15 protein-coding genes are annotated in these 17,845 nt (G+C 68.2%); 7 read left to right on the forward strand and 8 right to left on the reverse strand.

Annotation, left to right across the window (positions count from 1 at the left end; genetic code table 11):
• Nucleotides 1-92: 92 nt before the first annotated feature.
• The 4 genes from F8M74_RS20435 (at nt 93) to F8M74_RS20450 (ending at nt 3,505) form a co-directional block, all read left to right on the forward strand.
• Nucleotides 93-1,508, forward strand: a complete 1,416-nt coding sequence (locus F8M74_RS20435) for a hypothetical protein (protein ID WP_228559863.1) — start codon at nt 93-95, stop codon at nt 1,506-1,508.
• Nucleotides 1,509-1,565: 57 nt separating this feature from the next.
• Nucleotides 1,566-1,811: a hypothetical protein gene (locus F8M74_RS20440; protein ID WP_140794029.1), complete on the forward strand. Its 246-nt coding sequence runs from the start codon at nt 1,566-1,568 to the stop codon at nt 1,809-1,811.
• A 114-nt stretch (nt 1,812-1,925) separates the two neighbouring features.
• Complete coding sequence (locus tag F8M74_RS20445) at nt 1,926-2,771, forward strand: DUF692 domain-containing protein (RefSeq protein ID WP_141253742.1); 846 nt, start codon at nt 1,926-1,928, stop codon at nt 2,769-2,771.
• Nucleotides 2,768-3,505, forward strand: coding sequence for a DUF2063 domain-containing protein (locus F8M74_RS20450; RefSeq protein WP_141253743.1), 738 nt, complete (start codon nt 2,768-2,770; stop codon nt 3,503-3,505). Before F8M74_RS20445 ends, F8M74_RS20450 begins: the two co-directional genes overlap by 4 nt.
• 22 nt (nt 3,506-3,527) lie before the next feature.
• Here F8M74_RS20450 and F8M74_RS20455 read toward each other — a convergent pair whose 3' ends face one another.
• From F8M74_RS20455 to F8M74_RS20475, 5 genes are read right to left on the reverse strand one after another with little or no spacing between them, the layout of a single operon-like run.
• Nucleotides 3,528-6,317: a PKD domain-containing protein gene (locus tag F8M74_RS20455; protein WP_141253744.1), complete on the reverse strand. Its 2,790-nt coding sequence runs from the start codon at nt 6,315-6,317 to the stop codon at nt 3,528-3,530.
• Between the two features lie 4 nt (nt 6,318-6,321).
• Nucleotides 6,322-7,446, reverse strand: a complete 1,125-nt coding sequence (locus F8M74_RS20460) for a carboxypeptidase regulatory-like domain-containing protein (RefSeq protein ID WP_141253745.1) — start codon at nt 7,444-7,446, stop codon at nt 6,322-6,324.
• The gene (locus tag F8M74_RS20465; RefSeq protein WP_141253746.1) at nt 7,446-9,089 is read right to left on the reverse strand and encodes a caspase family protein; all 1,644 of its coding nucleotides are present in this window, start codon (nt 9,087-9,089) and stop codon (nt 7,446-7,448) included. The genes F8M74_RS20460 and F8M74_RS20465 overlap by 1 nt, the downstream gene beginning before the upstream one ends.
• A gap of 10 nt (nt 9,090-9,099) precedes the next feature.
• A complete protein-coding gene (locus F8M74_RS20470) occupies nt 9,100-9,918 on the reverse strand; it encodes a hypothetical protein (protein WP_216619953.1) in 819 nt (272 codons plus the stop codon).
• 6 nt (nt 9,919-9,924) lie between these two features.
• A complete protein-coding gene (locus F8M74_RS20475; RefSeq protein ID WP_171410236.1) occupies nt 9,925-10,500 on the reverse strand; it encodes an RNA polymerase sigma factor in 576 nt (191 codons plus the stop codon).
• A gap of 159 nt (nt 10,501-10,659) precedes the next feature.
• On the opposite strand from F8M74_RS20475, the gene serC reads away from it, so the two are divergent.
• From serC to F8M74_RS20490, 3 genes are all read left to right on the forward strand, one after another.
• Nucleotides 10,660-11,748 (forward strand): 3-phosphoserine/phosphohydroxythreonine transaminase, encoded by a 1,089-nt coding sequence (gene serC / locus F8M74_RS20480; RefSeq protein WP_141253749.1) that lies wholly within the window; start codon nt 10,660-10,662, stop codon nt 11,746-11,748.
• A gap of 41 nt (nt 11,749-11,789) precedes the next feature.
• The gene (locus F8M74_RS20485; protein ID WP_141253750.1) at nt 11,790-12,347 is read left to right on the forward strand and encodes a chalcone isomerase family protein; all 558 of its coding nucleotides are present in this window, start codon (nt 11,790-11,792) and stop codon (nt 12,345-12,347) included.
• A gap of 183 nt (nt 12,348-12,530) precedes the next feature.
• Complete coding sequence (locus F8M74_RS20490; RefSeq protein WP_141253751.1) at nt 12,531-12,779, forward strand: GlsB/YeaQ/YmgE family stress response membrane protein; 249 nt, start codon at nt 12,531-12,533, stop codon at nt 12,777-12,779.
• A 22-nt stretch (nt 12,780-12,801) separates the two neighbouring features.
• On the opposite strand, the gene F8M74_RS20495 is transcribed toward F8M74_RS20490, so the two are convergent.
• From F8M74_RS20495 to F8M74_RS20505, 3 genes are all read right to left on the reverse strand, one after another.
• A complete protein-coding gene (locus F8M74_RS20495) occupies nt 12,802-13,839 on the reverse strand; it encodes a PA0069 family radical SAM protein (protein WP_140794007.1) in 1,038 nt (345 codons plus the stop codon).
• Between the two features lie 121 nt (nt 13,840-13,960).
• Entirely contained in the window at nt 13,961-14,356 is a 396-nt protein-coding gene (locus F8M74_RS20500) for a hypothetical protein (protein WP_141253752.1), read from the reverse strand.
• A 464-nt stretch (nt 14,357-14,820) separates the two neighbouring features.
• Nucleotides 14,821-17,604, reverse strand: coding sequence for an Ig-like domain-containing protein (locus F8M74_RS20505; protein WP_141253753.1), 2,784 nt, complete (start codon nt 17,602-17,604; stop codon nt 14,821-14,823).
• Nucleotides 17,605-17,845 lie beyond the last annotated feature (241 nt).

Below are 17,845 nucleotides of genomic sequence, written 5' to 3' on the forward strand. Positions count from 1 at the left end.
CGATTCACCTCCGGCGCGTCATGGGCGAACCTTCGCCGCGTATGGATGGTGGGCATGGATGGCCGCGAAGGTGGAGCAGGGCACCGCTGCGCATGCGTGCCCGAGCCGCCGCCGTCATCCTGCTCGGCCTGTCGCTGATGTCGTGTCAGGCGTCGCTGCGCCACCACCCCAGGGAGGATGCAGCGGCGCTGCGCTACAACCTCACCTACGTGCGTGAGCCCGAGCACGCGGTGGACGTGGAGGTGGTGCTGGTGCGGGGAACGCCGCGAGAGTTCCTCTTCAGTCAGCCGGGCGCCGTGACGACAGTGGTCGCGCACCGGGAGGATGGGGGCGTCCAGACGTTGCCGGTCCAGGAGGGCCGCGTCGTGCTGCCTCGGGGGACGCGCTTCTTGCGCTACCGCTACGCGCTGGACGCCTCTATTCGCGAGCGCGGCCCGGACTTCTTCCAGGGCTCCGGAGACGGCGATGCGCGGCACGTCGCGGGCCGCGCGTACCTCATCCGGCCGCGGGTGGTGAAGCCGGGCCTTCGCGTGGAGCTGTCGCTGGTGGGCACCGATGCATTGCTGCCGTGGCAGCCCGGGGAGAATGGCGTGTACCGGCTGCGCGGCGAGGACCTGGTGGACTCGGGCTTCCACGGCTTCGGTGGCCGCCGGTGCCAGGTGCGTCTGCCGGACGCGGTGCTGGACGTGGCCATCCTGGGACACTTCACGCACCTGAGCGACGCGGCCGTCTGCACCTGGTTGGGCAAGGCCGCGGAGGAGGTCCGCACCGTGCGGCGCGCCTTCCCGCATCCGCGAATCACCGTGCGGGTCATCCCCGCGCCCGGACACCACGGGCCCAGCGTCTTCGGCATGGTGCGCTGGAGTTCGCCGCCCAGCATCTCCATCAGCGTGGGGCAGGAGGCGCGGCCGGAGGACTTCGCGCGGGACTGGGTGGCCGTCCACGAGATGCTGCACCTGACCCATCCTGTCTTCGTGCCCCGCGTGCCGTGGCTGTCGGAGGGGCTGGCCACCTACTACACGGAGGTCGCGCGTGCTCGCTCCGGACGGCAGGACTCGCGGCGCGCCTGGGAGGAGCTGCTGGGCGGCTTCGCTCGGGGGCTCGAGGGCAATGACACGCGAACCATGCAGGAGGCCGTGTCTCAAGACAGCTTTTCGCTCGCTGTCTATTGGACGGGAGCGCTCTTCGCGTTGCATCTGGACGTGGAATTGCGCCGTATCACTGGAAACACGCGTGGGCTGGATGACGTGCTGGAGTTGCTCGCGGTTCGCGGTAGTTCCTCGACCTTCGGGGCATTCGGTGCCGCGGTGGATGCCATCGCGGGACAGCCGCTGTTCAATGCTCTGCTGGAGCGGCACTTGCCGCGGCCTGCTTTTGCAGAGCAGGCCGGTCTGCTAGAAGCGCTGGGTGTCCAGGAAGGACCCAACGGCGTCTCGCTGGTACCCGCCCGAGACAGTCTGTTGCGTGATTCGGTGGTCGGTCGGCGCAGCCACGGCGAAACACCCTGAATGCAACCACGACCTCCACACAACACCCCCACGCAGTACCGAAAGGAAGTCTCATCCATGAACGTCAAGGCGCTTGCAGCGGTTGTCGGCACCCTGTCCCTGGCCGCGCTGGCCACGGGTTGTGTGACCAAGAAGTCGGCGGAGATGGAGCCCGCCACGGCCGAGGAGACCGGCGCGGAGAGCAGCGGCGCCACGGAGTCGCAGGAGGCCGCTCCGGCCGCGACCGAGGAGAAGGGCGCCGAGGGCAGCTGTGGCGCCGGCTCGTGCGGCTCCGGCTCCTGCGGCGGCCAGAAGAAGGAGTAGTTCCGCCGGACGGAAGTCCCGAGGGCCTGGTGAAGGCCGGGCCCTCGCTGCCGGGCGGTTGAGCAGCGCCACCGCCGCCCGGGTTGTTTCCCACGCTTCGAGAGGGCTTCTGCCGTGGTGACGTACGCACAGCGACATGGGCTGAAGCCGCTGGGCGCGGGCATCGGGCTGCGCAGGAGCTTCTATGCGGAGCTGCCGCGCACCGAACGGACGCTCGACTGGGTGGAGATCATCCCGGAGAACTTCCTGTCACTGGGTGGGCGCTCGCAGCGCGCGCTGGACGCATGCACGGAGCGGTGGCCCGTGTTGCCCCACGGCGTGGGGTTGAACATCGGCGGCCCGGACGCGCTGGACGACGACTATGTCCGGGGACTGGCGGCACTGGTGAAGCGGGTGGACGCGCCCTTCTTCTCCGACCACCTCTGCTTTTCGCGGCTGGACGGCGTGTACCTGCACGACTTGCTGCCGCTGCCGTTCAGCGAGGCCGCTGTCGAGCACGTGGTGCCCCGCGTGCGCGAGGTGATGAACCGGGTGGGCCGTCCCTTCCTGCTGGAGAATCCCAGCTACTACGCGCGGATGCCCGGCGGCACGTTGCGGGAAGCGGACTTCCTCCGCCACGTCGTGGAGCAGGCGGACTGTGGGCTGTTGCTGGACGTGAACAACGTCTACGTCAACGCGCGCAACCATGGCTACGACGCGCGGGCCTTCGTGGATGCCCTGCCGCTGGAGCGCGTGGTGCAGATTCACCTGGCCGGCCACACCTGCTACCCGGACGTCATCGTCGACACGCATGGCGATCGCGTCTGCGACGACGTGTGGTCGCTCTACCGCTACGTGCTGGCGCGCACCGGCCCGGTGGCGACGCTCATCGAGTGGGACCAGGACCTTCCTTCACTGGATGCGGTGTTGGACGAGGCGGACGTGGCGCGCGCGTCGCTCCGGGAGGTCGCCGGCCCATGAAGCCGTCCCTGCGCGACTTCTTCGACAGCATGGGGGACTACCTCGCGGAGCCCGGCCCGGAGTCGCTGGCCGCGTTGTACGCGAGGCACCCGGGGTGGGAGGCGCCGCGCGAGCGGGTGTCGCTCTACGGCGGCTTCGTGCTCGGCCATGTGCGCTCCGCGCTGGACAAGGTCTTTCCGTTGACGCGCCAGGCCCTGGGGCAGGACGCATGGGACGACCTGGTGGTGGCCTTCACGCGGACGCGGCCCTCTCGGCACCATGAGCTCAACCACCTGTGCGAGGGCTTTCCCGCGTTCCTCGCGGACGCGGCGGCCTCGCGGAGGTTGGCGTCCTTCGTGCCCGCGCTGGCCCGCTTCGAGTGGACCGACTTCGCGGTGTTCGCGTCCCTGGAGCCTTCGCCCGAACGCGTGGAGCGGCTGACGGCCAATCCCACCCTGGTGGTGCTGGAGCACGACTTCCACCTATGCGCGTACGTGCGGGCCCGAGGCGCCGCGACGTCACCGGAGGCAGGCGCGGAGCTGGCGCTGCTGTGGCGCCACCCGGAGCAGTTGAAGACGCTCTACATGGCCGCCACGCCACCGGCGCTGCTGGTGTTGAAGATGGCGGTGGAAGGGCTGGCCCTGGCGGACGTGGTGGCGGCCACGGGCATGGTGGAAGCCGACCTGCACGCGACGGTGACGCGCTTCGGCCGCGACGGACTGGTGCTTGTCCCGGACGGCAGCGACGGGGGATGAAGGGCCCTCGCTGTCTGGGCGCTCAGTGCCAGGGGTACGTCACCAGGCCTCGCGCCGTGCCCACGTAGCGAGGTCCTCCCGGAGCCACCAGCAGGGCGCTCACGTCCGGGGCCGGCAAGCCCTCTTCCGTTCCGAAGTGGGTGGCGATGTCTGCTGACACGTCATAACGCACCAGCCCGTTCTTCGTGCCGGCCCAGAGGATGTCCCGGGTGCGCGCGTCCGCGGCCTGCCGTTCGAAGTGGAGCGTGCGAATCTCCTCGTCCTGCAGTCTCCAGGGCGCGTCGCGCAGCGCGGGACCGGGCTGTCCCAGCGCGCTGAAGCCCTTCCTCGTGCCGGCGAACACCTGGCCCTCCGGCCCCACGGCCACGGAGAGGACGTCGTCATCGGGGATGGCCGGCGGAGCGTGAAGCCGCACCGAGACTTCGGCGAGCCCGGGCTCGAAGTCGTCGTTCGCCCAGATGGTGATTTCCGCCAGGCCGCCCGATGTGGCCGCCCAGGCCGTCACGCGTTCCGGGCTGGAGTCCGGGGAGATGGCGAGCTGGCGCACCTCAAGTCCCTCCAGCAGGCGGCGGCCTCCCACGGTGCCCGCGCGTCCTCCGGAGGCGGGGTCGCTCGCGCGTGTGAGGACCAGGCCCCGGCGGGTGCCCAGCAGCAGCACGTCCGGGGATTCCCATGCGGCCACCGCGGTCACCGCCGCGCCCGTGGACCCCAGCATGGCGCCCGTGTGTCGCGTGCAGGTGCGCTGGATACACCGGAGCACGCCGCCGCCGTCGGTGCCCACGAAGAGCACGTCGTCGCCTCCACCTTGAAACGCATGGAGCGACAGGGCCGGGGCGTCCACGTCCAGTAACACCGTGGAGGCGCGCTCCGCATACACCCGAGGGGAGGCACCATCGGCGTAGCGGAGCCCGTCCGGGGTGAGTGCGAGGGCCACCACGGGCCGCTGCGCGTCCGGAACGTCCTCCATCAACCGCGCGCGTCCCAGCGGCAGCACCGTGAAGGACGTCGCCGCGCGGCTCACCGCGCCGTCCTGGTCGGTGGCGGCCAGCACCGTCGTGTGGCGACCGACGAGGGGAAAGGCGAGGGTGGCGGTGGGCAGCGGCAGCGCGACCGTCAAGAAGCTCCCCGCCAGGTTGTCCAGCCACGCCAACTCCGCGATGTGGCCCTGAGGGGCCGCGGGCCTCGCGAAGCCGGTGAGGACCACGGGTTGCCCCTCCAGGCATGGGCCTCTGCCGCAATCCAGCGGTCCTTGCATCACGCTCTCCACCCGCACGTCGGGCGCGCCATTCACGGTGACGGCCACGGCCGCCGCGCAGGCGAGTCCCCACGGGTCCGTCGCGGTGAGCGTCAGCACGTGGTGGCCGGGCGTGGACAGGCGGACGGTGTGCGTGTTCGGACCCTGGGCCAGCGCGCCGTCCCGCGAGGACACCCACGTGTAGCGCAGGCCCGTCCGCGCATCCTCCGCGTCCGACGCCGAACCCGTGAGCGTCTGGGGCACACCCGCGTTCACCACCGCGTCCGGAAGCGGTGCCTGGATGGAGCAGCCCGTGGGCGGCGTGTTGATGATGGCGCGCACCGGCCGTTCCACGCAGCCGCGCAACGCGGTGTCTTCTGGGTCCACGGCGCACGCGGACAACACCTGCGCACCGGCCACGGACAGCACGGCGCTCACGGCTTCACCCGTGCCCAGGGGCGTGGGCTCGGCGCTGGCGGTCCAGATGGGCTCCACCGGTTGCTCCGTCTCCGGGTCCACGCAGCGGGCCCGCAGCCGGCTGGGGACGCCCACGAGCAGGCGTGGATTCTCGGTCGTGGGGAGCTCCAACTCGCACCGGGGCGGAAGGTTGGTGACCAGCCGCACCTGCACGCTGTCCAAGGCGGTGTTGCCGCGCCCATCCACCACCCGCGCCCTCACCGTGTAGACGCCGGGCGTGGTGAAGGCGTGTGTCAGGGCCGGGCCTCGGCCCAGCGGATGCCCGGAGGGCGCCAGGCTCCACTCCACCGCGCCGTCCAGGTTGCCCGTGCCTCCCTCGGCGTGGAAGTCCTGGGCGGTGGCCGCGAAGCGGACGGAGGCGCCGTGGGGCGGGGCCTCGCCTTGCTTCACGAAGATCTCCGCGGGCTCGGGCCGGAGGATGCGCACGCTGGGGGCGCGCGTGGCGCGGACGGTGACGCGCACTTCGGCGGTGGCGGAGGCCTTCGTGGCGGAGTCCTCCGCGGTGCAGCGGAGGGTGTCCTCGCCGGCCACGGACAATGTCGCCCGCGCCACGTCGCCGGCAGGCAGCGGCCCGGACAGCGCGGACGTCCACTGCACCGCGCGCCCCTGGAGCCGCACGCCACGCTCCGTCATCGCCATGCACTCCAGGCCCAGCTCCTCGCCGAGGTTGAAGGTGCTGCCCGGCGCGGGGCGCAGCACGGTGGCCACGGGAGCACCCCGCGCGAGGACGTTCAGGTGGAGTGACGCGCTCGCGGCCAGTCCACCGGCGTCCACCACCGAGGCGGTCAGCCGCTGCTCTCCTGGTTCGCGGAAGGCGAGGGTGGCGCGCGCGCCGCGGGCCAGTTGCCCTTCGATGGAGGACACCCACAGCACGTTGGCGCCCAACGCTGCGCCTTCCTCTTCATCTTCGACGGTGGCCGCGAACTCCACGGCCTGGCCCACGCGCAGCGGGATGATGTCCAGGGTGGGGCTGACTTCGAGCCGGGGAGGCGTGTTGTGAGTCGTTGACGGAGGGCGGGGGGCTGGCTCACAGCCCCACAACGTGGCGGCGTACAGGGGGACCAGGACGAGGCGGAGCCGAGGGGGGCCTTGGCTCGCCACGGGGTCACGTCCCGGCCTGGCAGACGGGGCCCGCCGATGAATCCACGCACCGCCGGCTGCCCGGGCAGTCGAGGTCTGTTGCGCAGGGCGCCGTGCAGGCCCCGCTGACACAGCGCCCTTCGAGCAGTCCCAGCTCGTGGCAGCTCGCGTCGTCGGTGCAGGGCGCGTCCATCCGCCGCAGGGCATGGCAGCCCGCGAAGTTCGCGGCATCCGGCAGGCACCGCCCGGACTGGCAGGTGAATCCCGGCGCGCACCGTGTCGACCCATCGTCGTCCGGCGGTACCTGGACGGTGGGGGGGGCGACATCGTTGTCGTCACACCGGGTGGCGCATGCGGCGCTTCCTCTGGGCAGCACCTCGCAGTGCGTCCCCGGGGCGCATTGCCAGTCGCCCGTGCAGGGCGCGCACAGGGGACCGGGGCCTTCGCAGCGGTTGCCCTTGCAGGTCAATCCCTCGCCGCAGTGCGAGTTGCCGAAGCACTCCAGGCACTTCTTGTTCGGCGCGCACACCAGGCCTTCCTCGCAGCCAATCTCTTGGCAGCCCTGTTCGAGGAGCGACTCATCCACCACCAGGTCGACCTTGAGCTCCTTCTTCTCGCCCGGGCCCGCGCAGTCCTGGACCTGGGTGGCCGGAAATCCCAGGGCCGTCACCGTCACCGTGTAGCAGCCGTCCGGAAGGGGCCCCACGCGCAGTCGCCCCTTCGCGTCCAGCAGCAGCCGCTGGAAGGGCGTGCCCTCCACGGACGCCTCCGCCGCGGACAGCCGGAAGCCGTTGGTCGTCTTCACGTGCAAGTCGAGGAAGCCCGCGGGCGTGGGCGCCACCGGTTGCACCTGGACGGACTGGCCTCCCAATACCCGCACCTGGACGCGGGCGGCCTTTTCGGTCGTGGCGATGATGAAGAGCTCCGCCATCCCCGTGGGGACGTCTTCCAGGGTGAAGCGCCCGTCCGCGCCGACATGGCTGCTCACGCCGGGCTGGCCCACCAGCGACACCATGGCCACCGCGGGGTCGCTCTCCGTGAGCTGCCCATGCACGGTGCCTACCCGGAAGGGGGCGTTCTCCAGGTTGCCGCAGCCCGCGGCGCAGCAGGCCACGAGGGTGGCTACCGCGATGTGAAACGTCGAGCGCATCAGAAACGATATCCCGCGCCTGCCCAGCCACCCGTGAAACCCACGGCCTGCCCCTGCCCATCCACAACGACATACGTCAGCATGAACTGGGCCTGTGTCATCAGCTCCAGCCGCTCACCCACCCGCCACACGATGCCGCCCACCACGCCGGGGCTGACGGTGAAGAACCGTTGCCCGTTGACGGCGGCCTCTACGTCAAAGGACCGCCTGAGGTGCAGGCCGGCCACACGCGGCCCCGCGAACAACGTCAGCCGCTCCCAGCGCCACAGGTAGGGGAGGGCCACGCCCGCGGAGACGGTGGTGTAGCGGAAGGGCACCTCGCTGCCCGGCGTCAGCTGCAGGGCCCGGTCGCCGGTGCTGAAGGCCACGTCGAAGAGCAGTCCGAAATCCTGAAGCGGCTGGTCCTCCAGCCGCAACGACAGGGCGACTTCGGGGGACATGGGCAGCAGCTCCGTGCGGCTGCGGGCATCCGCGAAGCTGAACATGCCGCCCATCAGCGACAGCGAGCGCCGCGGGAAGGCCTCCGCCAGCAGGCGCTCCAGGGGCAGACGGTCCCCCTGGCCCACCTCCACGTCACGGCGCATGAGGACCGCGTCGCCCTTGGTCAGCTCCACCGTCCGCTTGCCGGGCGTCACCGCCGCGCCGCCGGGCAGGTCCGTGCGCTCCTCGCCGTCCACCTTGAGCGTGAAGCCGTCCAGGCGCGGGTTGTAGGAGAACAGCTCGGGGCGGCCCGTCCGGGTGATGCTGCCGGAGAGCACCACGGGGTCCGCGCCCACTTCCAGGATTTCCGCCGACGGCCGCTGCCGCCCCTCGGTGAAGGCGAAGGTGCGGCGGCGTGCGTGGTCATGGGCCTCGGTGGCCGTGACGGCGCCGTCACCATTGCGGTCCGCCGCGCCGCTCAAGCCGTCGATGAGGAAGTGGGTGTAGATGTCGTTGCGCAGGCTCTCGTCCTCGCGCGCCGTCTCGCCCCAGTCGCAGGCGGCGAACACCATGGACGCGCGCGACGACTCCTCCAGCGGCCGGGCGTAGAAGCCGGACTTGATGCCCTCCAGCTCCGCCTTCAATTCCTTGGGCAGCAACGACTTGCCGCTGCCGCTGTGGCAGGTGGCCAGCACCAGCATTCGGCGCCGGCTGGCCAGCCCGTCGAACTCCGCCTTCAGCGTGTCCATGCTCAGCGCCGTCTGGGGGATGTCCCGGTAGGCCGCGTCGCGGGTGACCAGGTAGCGCCGCAGCTCGCCCTTCGCGTCGCGCGCCAGCGTGCCGTGCGCTGAGAAGTAGACGACCACCACGTCATCGGGGCGGTTCGCCTCCTTCTTGAGCTGCTGGAGCGCCGCGAGGATGGCCTTGCGCGTCGTCTCCTCGCGCCGGGTGAGCACGCGCACCTGGTCGAACCCGCCGCGCGCGGGGTCCTTCAGCGCGGCGCCCAAATCACGGGCGTCCTTGCCGGTGTAGCGCAGCTCCTTCCAGCGCGGGTCGTCGAACGAGGCGATGCCCACCAGCAGGGCCATCCGGCGTGGCTTGTAGGCGCTGGACAGCGACGCTTCATCGAGCTTCAGCGGCACCAGTCCACCCTTCTCCCCGGAGGAGGAGGGCGTCGCGCACGCGGCCAGACAGGCCAGCAGGATGGGAAGGAGTCGCCTCACGTGGAACCGTTCAAGGACGATTCTGGCCGCTTCGCACGCTCACGTCGAACCGGATGATGGCCAGTGGGCCCTGGCCCTGGGGGCCTGCCCCGCTGCCTCCCTCCAACATTTCACTGACCGTCTCGGCCTCTGGCGGCGCACCGGTGGAGCCCACCAGCCACAGCGTCACCGGGCCGGCCTCTCCCGCGAGGCTCACGCCCGCGAGCCCCTGCGGCCCCTGCAGGTCATGGGTGCCCGCGACCAGGGGAAAGTGGCCCAGCAGCTCCGGCGCCGCGCCCTGCCGTTGCTCGAAGAGCAGGGCGGTGCCCGCCTCGGTGGCGTGGTAGCGCAGGAGCAACACATCCGAATCCTTCACCGAGCTGCCCGGGTCCAGACGCCGCAGGACTCCCGCGCTGTCGCGAGCCACCACCGACAGCTCCAGGGCGATGCGTGCCAGGCGTCCCTTCTCACCCGTCCATTCCACCGCGGAGCCTTCCTGGCCGACCGGGTCCGCCACCCGCATGCGGGGCAGCAACACCACCGCCAGCAGGCACGCGGCAAGCCCTCCGGCGACCATGCCCCAGCGCCCGGCCGCGGGCCGATGGGCTCGCAGCTCGCGCCGCACTCGCGCCAGACCCACTTCATCCAGGGGCGGAGCGGACGCGCCGGTCGGAGCGAGCCCCAGCAGCAGCGAGTCCACCTGGCCGTCGAGCAGGCCCGGGCCCGGGTGCGTGGCGAGGAACGCCTCGCACGTCTCACACGGGTGCGCCAGGTGCGTGGCGAAGTACGCCACGGCCTCGGGCTCTCGGCGGGAAAGGGCGCCCAGTGCGCCATCATCCAGGTGCTTCATGAACACTCACTCCCACCGGCCGGCGAGGACTCGCCGCAGCAGCTCGCGTTTGATTCGAGACCGGAACCGCTCCAGCCGCATCGTCACCGCGCTTTTTCCCACGCCCAGCTTCTCCGCAATCTCCCGCGCGGACAGCTCACCCTCCACGTAGAAGAGGTGCACCGTCCGTTTCTCCTCGCCTTCGGGCAGCTCCGCGATGAGTCGCCGCACCACCGCGATGTCACGCTCCAGTTGCAGCGCCTCGGGAATGTGGGGGACCGGTTCCGGTTCCGGGTCCGCCACGTCTTCCTCCAGCCGCCGGGTGCTGGACTTCCGCTCCAGCCGTGTCCGGGCCCGGTTTCGGGCAATGGACAGCAGCCATGACTCGAAGGCCCCCGGCTCCTTCAACCGGGGGAGCGCCCGGAACGCCCGGACGAAGGTCTCCTGGATGACGTCCTCCACCTCATCCGCGTCCAGTTGGGCGAAGCCGCCCACCAGCCGCGTCACCAGGGGACGCGTGCGCCGGTAGAGCTCGCTGTAGGCAGACGCCTGCCCTTGCGATGCCCGCCGCACCCACTCCGTCAGTCCCTCCGACGCACCCACCTGACCTCCAGACCCTCGCAAAGGCCCACCGGCCACAGGGCCGGTGGACGCCACCGTCTCCATGGATGCAGGCGGGCAACCTTTTTCTCGCTGGCACCCGGGGGGGCGCTGGGGGGAAGAATGTCTCCGCGGCCGTTCATTTCAAGAAGGGACACTGCCATGCGCGTCATCAACTTCAACGCCGGCCCGGCCGGACTGCCACTGCCGGCCCTCGAGCGGGCTCGGGACGAACTGATTGACTTCCAGGGCTCCGGCATGTCGGTGATGGAGCACAGCCACCGGGGACGGGAATACGAGGGGGTCCACGACGAAGCCATCTCCCTGTTGACCCGGCTGCTAGGGATTCCCGACACCCACCAGGTCCTGTTCCTCACCGGCGGCGCCTCCCAGCAGTTCGCCCAGGTGCCGATGAACTTCCTGCGGCCCGGCGCCAGCGCGGACTACCTCATGACGGGCGTGTGGAGCGAGAAGGCCTTCGACGAGGCGAAGTACTACGGCACGCCGCGCGTCGCGGTGAGCACGGCGCGGCCGGACAAGCGCCACACGCGGGTGCCCCGCCAGGATGAGCTGCGCCTCGACTCGAACGCGGCGTATGTCCACCTGACGAGCAACAACACCATCTTCGGCACCCAGTGGCACACCTTCCCGGACGTGGGGAACGTGCCGTTGGTGGCGGACATGAGCTCGGACTTCCTGTGGAAGGGCTTCGATGTCAGCCGCTTCGGCCTCATCTACGCGGGCGCGCAGAAGAACCTGGGGCCCTCCGGCGTGACGCTGGTGGTGGCTGACAAGGCGTTCATCGCGCGGGGCCGGACGGACATTCCGAAGATCTTCCGCTACACCACCCACGCGGAGAACAACTCGCTCTACAACACGCCGCCCACCCTGGCCATCTACCTGGTGCGCAACGTCCTGGCCTGGATTCAGTCGGTGGGGGGGCTCGCGCAGTTGGAGCAGTGGAACCGGGAAAAAGCGGCGTTGCTCTATGGGGCCGTGGACCGGCACCCGGACTTCTACCGCGCGCCGGTGGAGCGCGAGTCCCGTTCAGTGATGAACGCTGTCTTCCAGTTGCCCACGGATGAATTGGATGCGGCTTTCGTCGCTGACGCGAAGCAGCAAGGAATGGTGGGCCTCAAGGGGCACCGGACGGCCGGAGGAATCCGCGTTTCGATGTACAACGCGGTGAGCGTAGAGAATGTGCGCACGCTGGCCGCCTTCATGGACCACTTCGTGAAGACGCGCGGGTAGGCTGCGTCCAACCGCACGGATTACCCATGCCCGGAGGATTCATGAAAGCCACGCTGACCGCCGTCGTGCTGTCCCTGATGTTCGCCGCTCCGGCCTTCGCCAAGGACGTCGCGGGGGTGAAGTATCCGGAGACGGCCACCGTCGCCGGCAAGGAGCTGAAGCTCAACGGCGTGGGCCTGCGCAGCAAGCTGGTGTTCAAGGTCTACACGGCGGGGCTCTACCTGGAGACGCCGTCCAAGGATGGCGCCGCCATCATCAGCTCGGACCAGATCAAGCGCGTGCGCATGTACATGCTGCGGGACCTGGACAAGAAGACCATCGTCGATGCCATTGGCGACGGCTTCAAAAAGAACGCGGGCTCCAAGCTGCCGGAGCTCCAGCCCAAGCTGGACACCTTCAACGCGGCCATCCCGGACGTGAAGAAGGGTGACGAGCTCATCCTCACGTACATCCCCGGCCAGGGAACGCAGGTGTCCAGCAAGACGGGCAAGGAGATCTCCGTCGAGGGCAAGGACTTCTCCGACGCGCTCTTCTCCGTCTTCGTGGGCAAGAGCCCGGTGGATGGCAGCCTGCGTGACGGGATGCTCGGCAAGGACTGAGTGACTCCGGTGCGCGCCACGTGCGGCGCGGATGCCCCGTGTCTCCGAGCGAGGCACGGGGCGTCGTCGTTTCAGGGGCCGGATGCAATGCGTCCGTGGCTCGCGCGTACATTCGGAGGACGGTCGGCCGCTGCGCGAGGGCGGGAGGTCTGATAGCAACCGGAGGGCACGAAGGAGGTCGTCATGGGAATCTGTACGTGGTTGGTGCTGGGTGGCATTGCGGGCTGGCTGGCCAGCATCATCAAGGGCACCAACGCCCGCATGGGCATGTTCGCCAACATCGCCACCGGCATTGTCGGGGCCATGATTGGCGGATGGATTTTCAGTCTGATGGGCGGCACCGGGGTGACGGGCTTCAACCTCTGGTCACTGCTGGTGGCGACGGTGGGCTCCGTCGTCCTCATCACCATCGTCCAAGCCATCCGGAAATGACGCCCGCCGCCCGCGTGCGCGCTCAGAAGAGACTGAGCTGCGGCGTGGGCGGCGGCTTGCGCTCCGGACGCCGGAAGGTGTCCGGAGCGTCCTCGGTGATGTAGGAGGCGCGGATGCCCACCTTGCGCGCCGCCGTGTGGAAGAGGCGGTGGATGGTCTCCGCGTAGAGGCCGTCACCGCGCATGCGGTGCTTGAAGCGGCTGTCGTTGAGCTCCCCGCCGCGGGTTTCCCGGATGCGGTGGAGCACCCGTTCCGCGCGCAGGGGCAGCTTCGCGCGCAGCCGCTCCGCGAAGACGTCCTTCACCGGGCCGGGCAGCCGCACCAGGATGTGGTGCGCGCGGGTGGCGCCGGCTTCACGTGCCGCGGCCAGCACGCGGTGGATGTCCTCGTCGTTGAGGCCCGGGATGATGGGCGCCACCGACACCGCCACGTCGATGCCCGCCTCGGTGAGCCGGCGGATGGTCAGCAGCCGGCGCATGGGGGAGGCGGCATAGGGCTCCATGGCCCGGGCCAGCTCCGCGTTGTGGAAGGGGAGGCTGATGCTGACCCACAGGCGCGCGTCCCGGGCCAGCCGTTGGAGGACGTCCAAGTCCCGTTCGACGAGCACGCCCTTGGTGATGATGCCCACCGGGTTGCGGTACTCGGCGCAGACCTCCAGGCATCCTCGCGTCAGCCGTAAGGAGGCCTCCAGCGGCTGGTAGCAGTCGGTGACGCCGCTGAAGACGACGGTTTCACCCTTCCAGGAGGGTTTCTCGAAGGCCTCGCGGAGCAGCTCCGGCGCCCGGGGCTTCACCACCAGCTTCGTCTCGAAGTCGGTGCCCGCGCCCATGTCCAGGTACTGGTGCGTGGGCCGCGCGTAGCAGTACGCGCAGGCGTGGAGGCAGCCCCGGTACGGGTTGACGCTCCAGCTGAACCCCACGTCCGGGCTGTCGTTGTGCGACAGCACCTGCCGGCTGTGGTCCTCGAAGACCTCCAGCTTGGACGGCGGGATTTCGTCCAGGTACTCCACCGCGGTGCTCGCCCAGGGGTTGGGCGGATTGTCGATGGGACGCGCCTTCATGCGCCCACCGTGGGCCTGAAAGCACGTTCAGTCAAGGGGCGAGCGACCATGAAAAAGGGGAACCCCCTGCAGAGAGTTCCCCCAGTGCGCCATCCGGATGGCGGGCTACGGAAACAGCGCGCTACCAGGTCCAGACGTAGAGCTTGTGGGTGCCGACGGTGCCGCTCGTGTTGCTCACGTAGAGCCGCGCCCCGGGCCACGCGCAGTTGAGGTTCAGGTTGCTGTGCGTCTGGCCGACACCAACGGTACCGGAGATGTTGTTGCTCCCGCAGTACGCATAATACGACGTGGGGGCGGTACCGACGTTCTGGATGGAGAACGGCGTCACGCCGAACAGCCAGGTCGAGAAATCACGCGTCTGACCAGCGTCAATCCACGCGGACTCCATGGCCTGCTCCACATCGCTCAGCTCAGGCTGCTGCATGGCCTGCTCGTCCTCCGGCGTGTACTCCCCACCGCAGCCAACGGAAGCCAGAGACAGCAGACCCACGACTCCCAACGTATTGAGCTTCTTCATGACTTCCCCCTCATTGCGAGTTGTCCCCGAATTGGAGACGCGCGGTGTGTATGGGGGTTTTCACTTAATGTAAATGGTGTGTTTCTGACACCCGGTGGGTTGAAACGGATTGCATCGTTGGATGACGCATTGCGGTGTCTGTGTCATGGCCGGAACGACCCGGCCCTTCGGGTGAGAGGGCCGGGCACTGGGGGCTCGGGATAACGGCTAACGGCAGACGGAGTAGAAGTCCGTCACGGAGAATGCCGTCTGCCGTCCGGAGATACGGGCCGTCTCGTTGCAGCTACAAGACTTGTCGCCGACCCACCGAGTGAGGCTCGCGTCTGAATAGAAGTCAATCCAGTACGACTCGTTGCCGCAGGCAGCAAGTTCATCAAGGTACCGGCCTCGTCGTCCCCCGGTGCTTGGGCAGGCGTGTCATTGCAGCGATGGGCGCAGGGCTCCGTTGCAATGGCGTCGTAATTTTACCAGGGAGCTACCGCGAAAACGAGGTCGTCGCTTTCATCATAGGCACCCGTCGAGCAAATCGACGGACTCCCTCGAAAGCGAAAGTTTGCTCGAATCGCCTGCCGGCGTCCTGGCGGCAACGTCATCGTTGTTGTCATCGTATGGGGACCCCGTGCGACCGCTGGCGTCGTGCTCATGAGCGACCAGACGGGGTTGTCCGCGTCGGGTGCATGATAGACGTCGAGGAAATCTCCCTTTCCCCAGGCATATACATCCACGACGATGTTCACCAGGTCTCCCTCGAACAGGGGGCCTCGATTCACGGTCTCAACCCAGATGCGCTCGACAGACTCTTCGGCATGAAAGACTCCAGTCGTCCCATCGGGGCAACTGCCTGCAAGGGTGTTCGGCGTATTCAGTTCAGGGCCCAAGGGGCCACGTCCCACCAGCAAGTCGCCAGAGTCACATACAGACTCGGTCCGCAGGCAAGTCGGCGCCTGATAGGTCTCGTTGTAGCGCGCCTCTCCCCCCAGGCCGATGTTGTCTACCTCGACGATCAGTTCCTCGGACACATGCGTGTTTTCGCTCGCATCCCACGCTCGGGCAGTGATTGCGTGGGAGCCATTCGAAACAGTCGTGGTGTCCCAGTGGATATAATAGGGGTAGGTATCGTCTTGCCCGACGACGGCACCATCGACCAGGAACTCAACCCGGGTGACGCCCAGGTTGTCTTGCGCGGAGGCCTGCAGGAAGATTTCTCCCCAGACGACATCTCCGCTCCTGGGCCAATCCATCGTGGCGTGTGGAGGCGCCTCGTCCTTGATGACGAATACGCCCCACGTCACCGACGACGTGTTTCCCGCGGCGTCATGGGACATCGCGCCCATGATGTGGAGCCCTGGAGTCAGCGTTCGGGTGTCCCACAGAAACACGTACGGCGCGGTGTTCCGGGTCGCGATGACCTGATAGTCGACCGAAAAATCGACCCGAACGACTGCGCGATTGTCCGTGGCTTCGACGGTGACTGGAACGAGCCCGGTGACGTACGCTCCCGCCGAGGGTGCCGTGATTACGACGGTGGGAGACTGCCAGTCATTCGTGACAGTGATGTTCACGGGGGCGGAGGTCGTGACGTTGCCGGCTGCGTCATATGCGCGAGCGAGAAGCGTCCTGGGCCCATTATATCCCCACGTCGCTCGGGTGTTCCACGCGAAGGTCCATGGCGCCGAAGTGACGGTCGTCTGCAGTGCCCCGTTCACCAGGAACTCAACCTTGGTGACACCCTTGTCGTCATGGGCATTCGCGACCAGTGTGACGACGCCTTCGACCGTTGCGCCATCCGTGGGTGCGGTGAGCGCTACCGTAGGGGGGGCCTGGTCGTTATCGACCTCGATTTCGATGAACTGTGAAGCTTCGTTCCCCTGCCGGTCGATGGCGGTCACTGTCAGGACATGCGCGCCATTGGAAACCAGGCGCGAATCCCAATGCGCCTCGTAGGGAGCGAAGCTGTCCGCCGCGAAAGGGGGCCCTCCATCGAGTGAGAAGTCGACCCGGGGTGGGGCGTCATTGTCCGAAGCTGTTACCCTGATCGTTACCATTCCCGACACGACGGCCCCATTGGCGGGCGCAGTCAATGTGATGACGGGGGGAGTAATGTCGTTGTAGACATAGACGGTTGATGTCGTCTCGGCGGAGCGACCGGCATGGTCGTATGCCCTGGCTTTCAGTGTCACTGCCTTCGCCGCGGGGCCCGTCTGGAAGAGGCGGGAGTCCCAGGACACCACGTACGGTTCTGTCGTCACGACTCCCTGAGGAACGTCGCCGGCGAAGAACTCGACCCGTTGCGTACCGACATCATCGAAAGTCGCCGCGGTGATATTCCATACACCATGTAACGTCATGTGCGACGCAGGCGAGGTGATCGCTACTTGCGGCGGGCGGGTGTCGTTACGAATAGTAATCGTTGCGTCCGTGGTATTGCCAACGGCATCGAAAGCCCGCGCAATCACGGTGTGAACCCCTTCGATGGCCAGGGTCGCCTCGTACGGCGGTGTCGTGTCCGTCGCTCGGGCCACGGTGCCAACGATGAACTGGACCTGGGTGACCCCTGTTTCATCGCTGGCCCCGGCGACGACATGGTATTGCCCGGTGAAGAATGCGTTGGGCTCGGGTTCGATGAACCAGACAGACGGCCTGGGGTTTGACTCAACCGAGACCGTCGCCGACGTGCCGACATTCCCCTTGGTGTCATACGCCCTGGCAAATACGGTGTGGGGGCCCGCACTTGCATCCCAAGTGAATGTGTATGGGGCCGTCGTGGCTGTTCCAACCAAGGCGCCATCGCCGTAGAACTCGACCCGCTCGACCCCCACGTTGTCAGTTGCGCTCGCCGTCAGGGTGATGGTTTGAGGCACGATGGTGCCTGCCCGAGGCGAGGTCAGCGTGACGGTCGGCGGAGTCGTATCTTGAGGTGCAGGCCCCACTGCGAATGCGAGGTCGTCATGATCGATGGTCGATTGCGCGATTCCCGCACAGGGCGTCGGGCTTGAATTGGTGGACGTGACGCGGCCGCGAATCGCCTGGAGCGCCCCTTCTGGCAGGATGAAGGTTGTACTGACGATCTGACTCCCCGACCACGCGGGATAGAGCGTCGTGACGTATGTCCACGTCGGCTCGTTCGCGTTGGGGGCGTGGTACAATTCAAGCCGGGTCCAATACGAACTCGATGCGTAAAGGATGGCATCAATCTTGACGGGCTTGTTGGCGGCCATCGGCGTTCCGTCGAGGGTCGAGACCGACAAGGACTCCAATGAGTCGCTAGAAAGATAGACGCCCCCGCTTCCGTCAATGCAGGAGCCCTTGATCGTGTTTGGCGCGTTGAGCTCCGGCCCTACAGAGCCGCGTCCTCTGAGGAGCGTGCCTGAACTGCACAGGCTATCCACCGAGCCACACCAGGGCACCCTGAGCGAACTGTTGTAGGTCGCAGTCAGTCCGGAGCGTGCCACGCCCTCGGCTGGGTCGGTAATCACCCCAGATGCTTCG

Origin of the sequence: Myxococcus sp. CA023, from assembly GCF_010998615.1 — a bacterium.
In the GTDB taxonomy this organism is placed as follows: domain Bacteria; phylum Myxococcota; class Myxococcia; order Myxococcales; family Myxococcaceae; genus Myxococcus.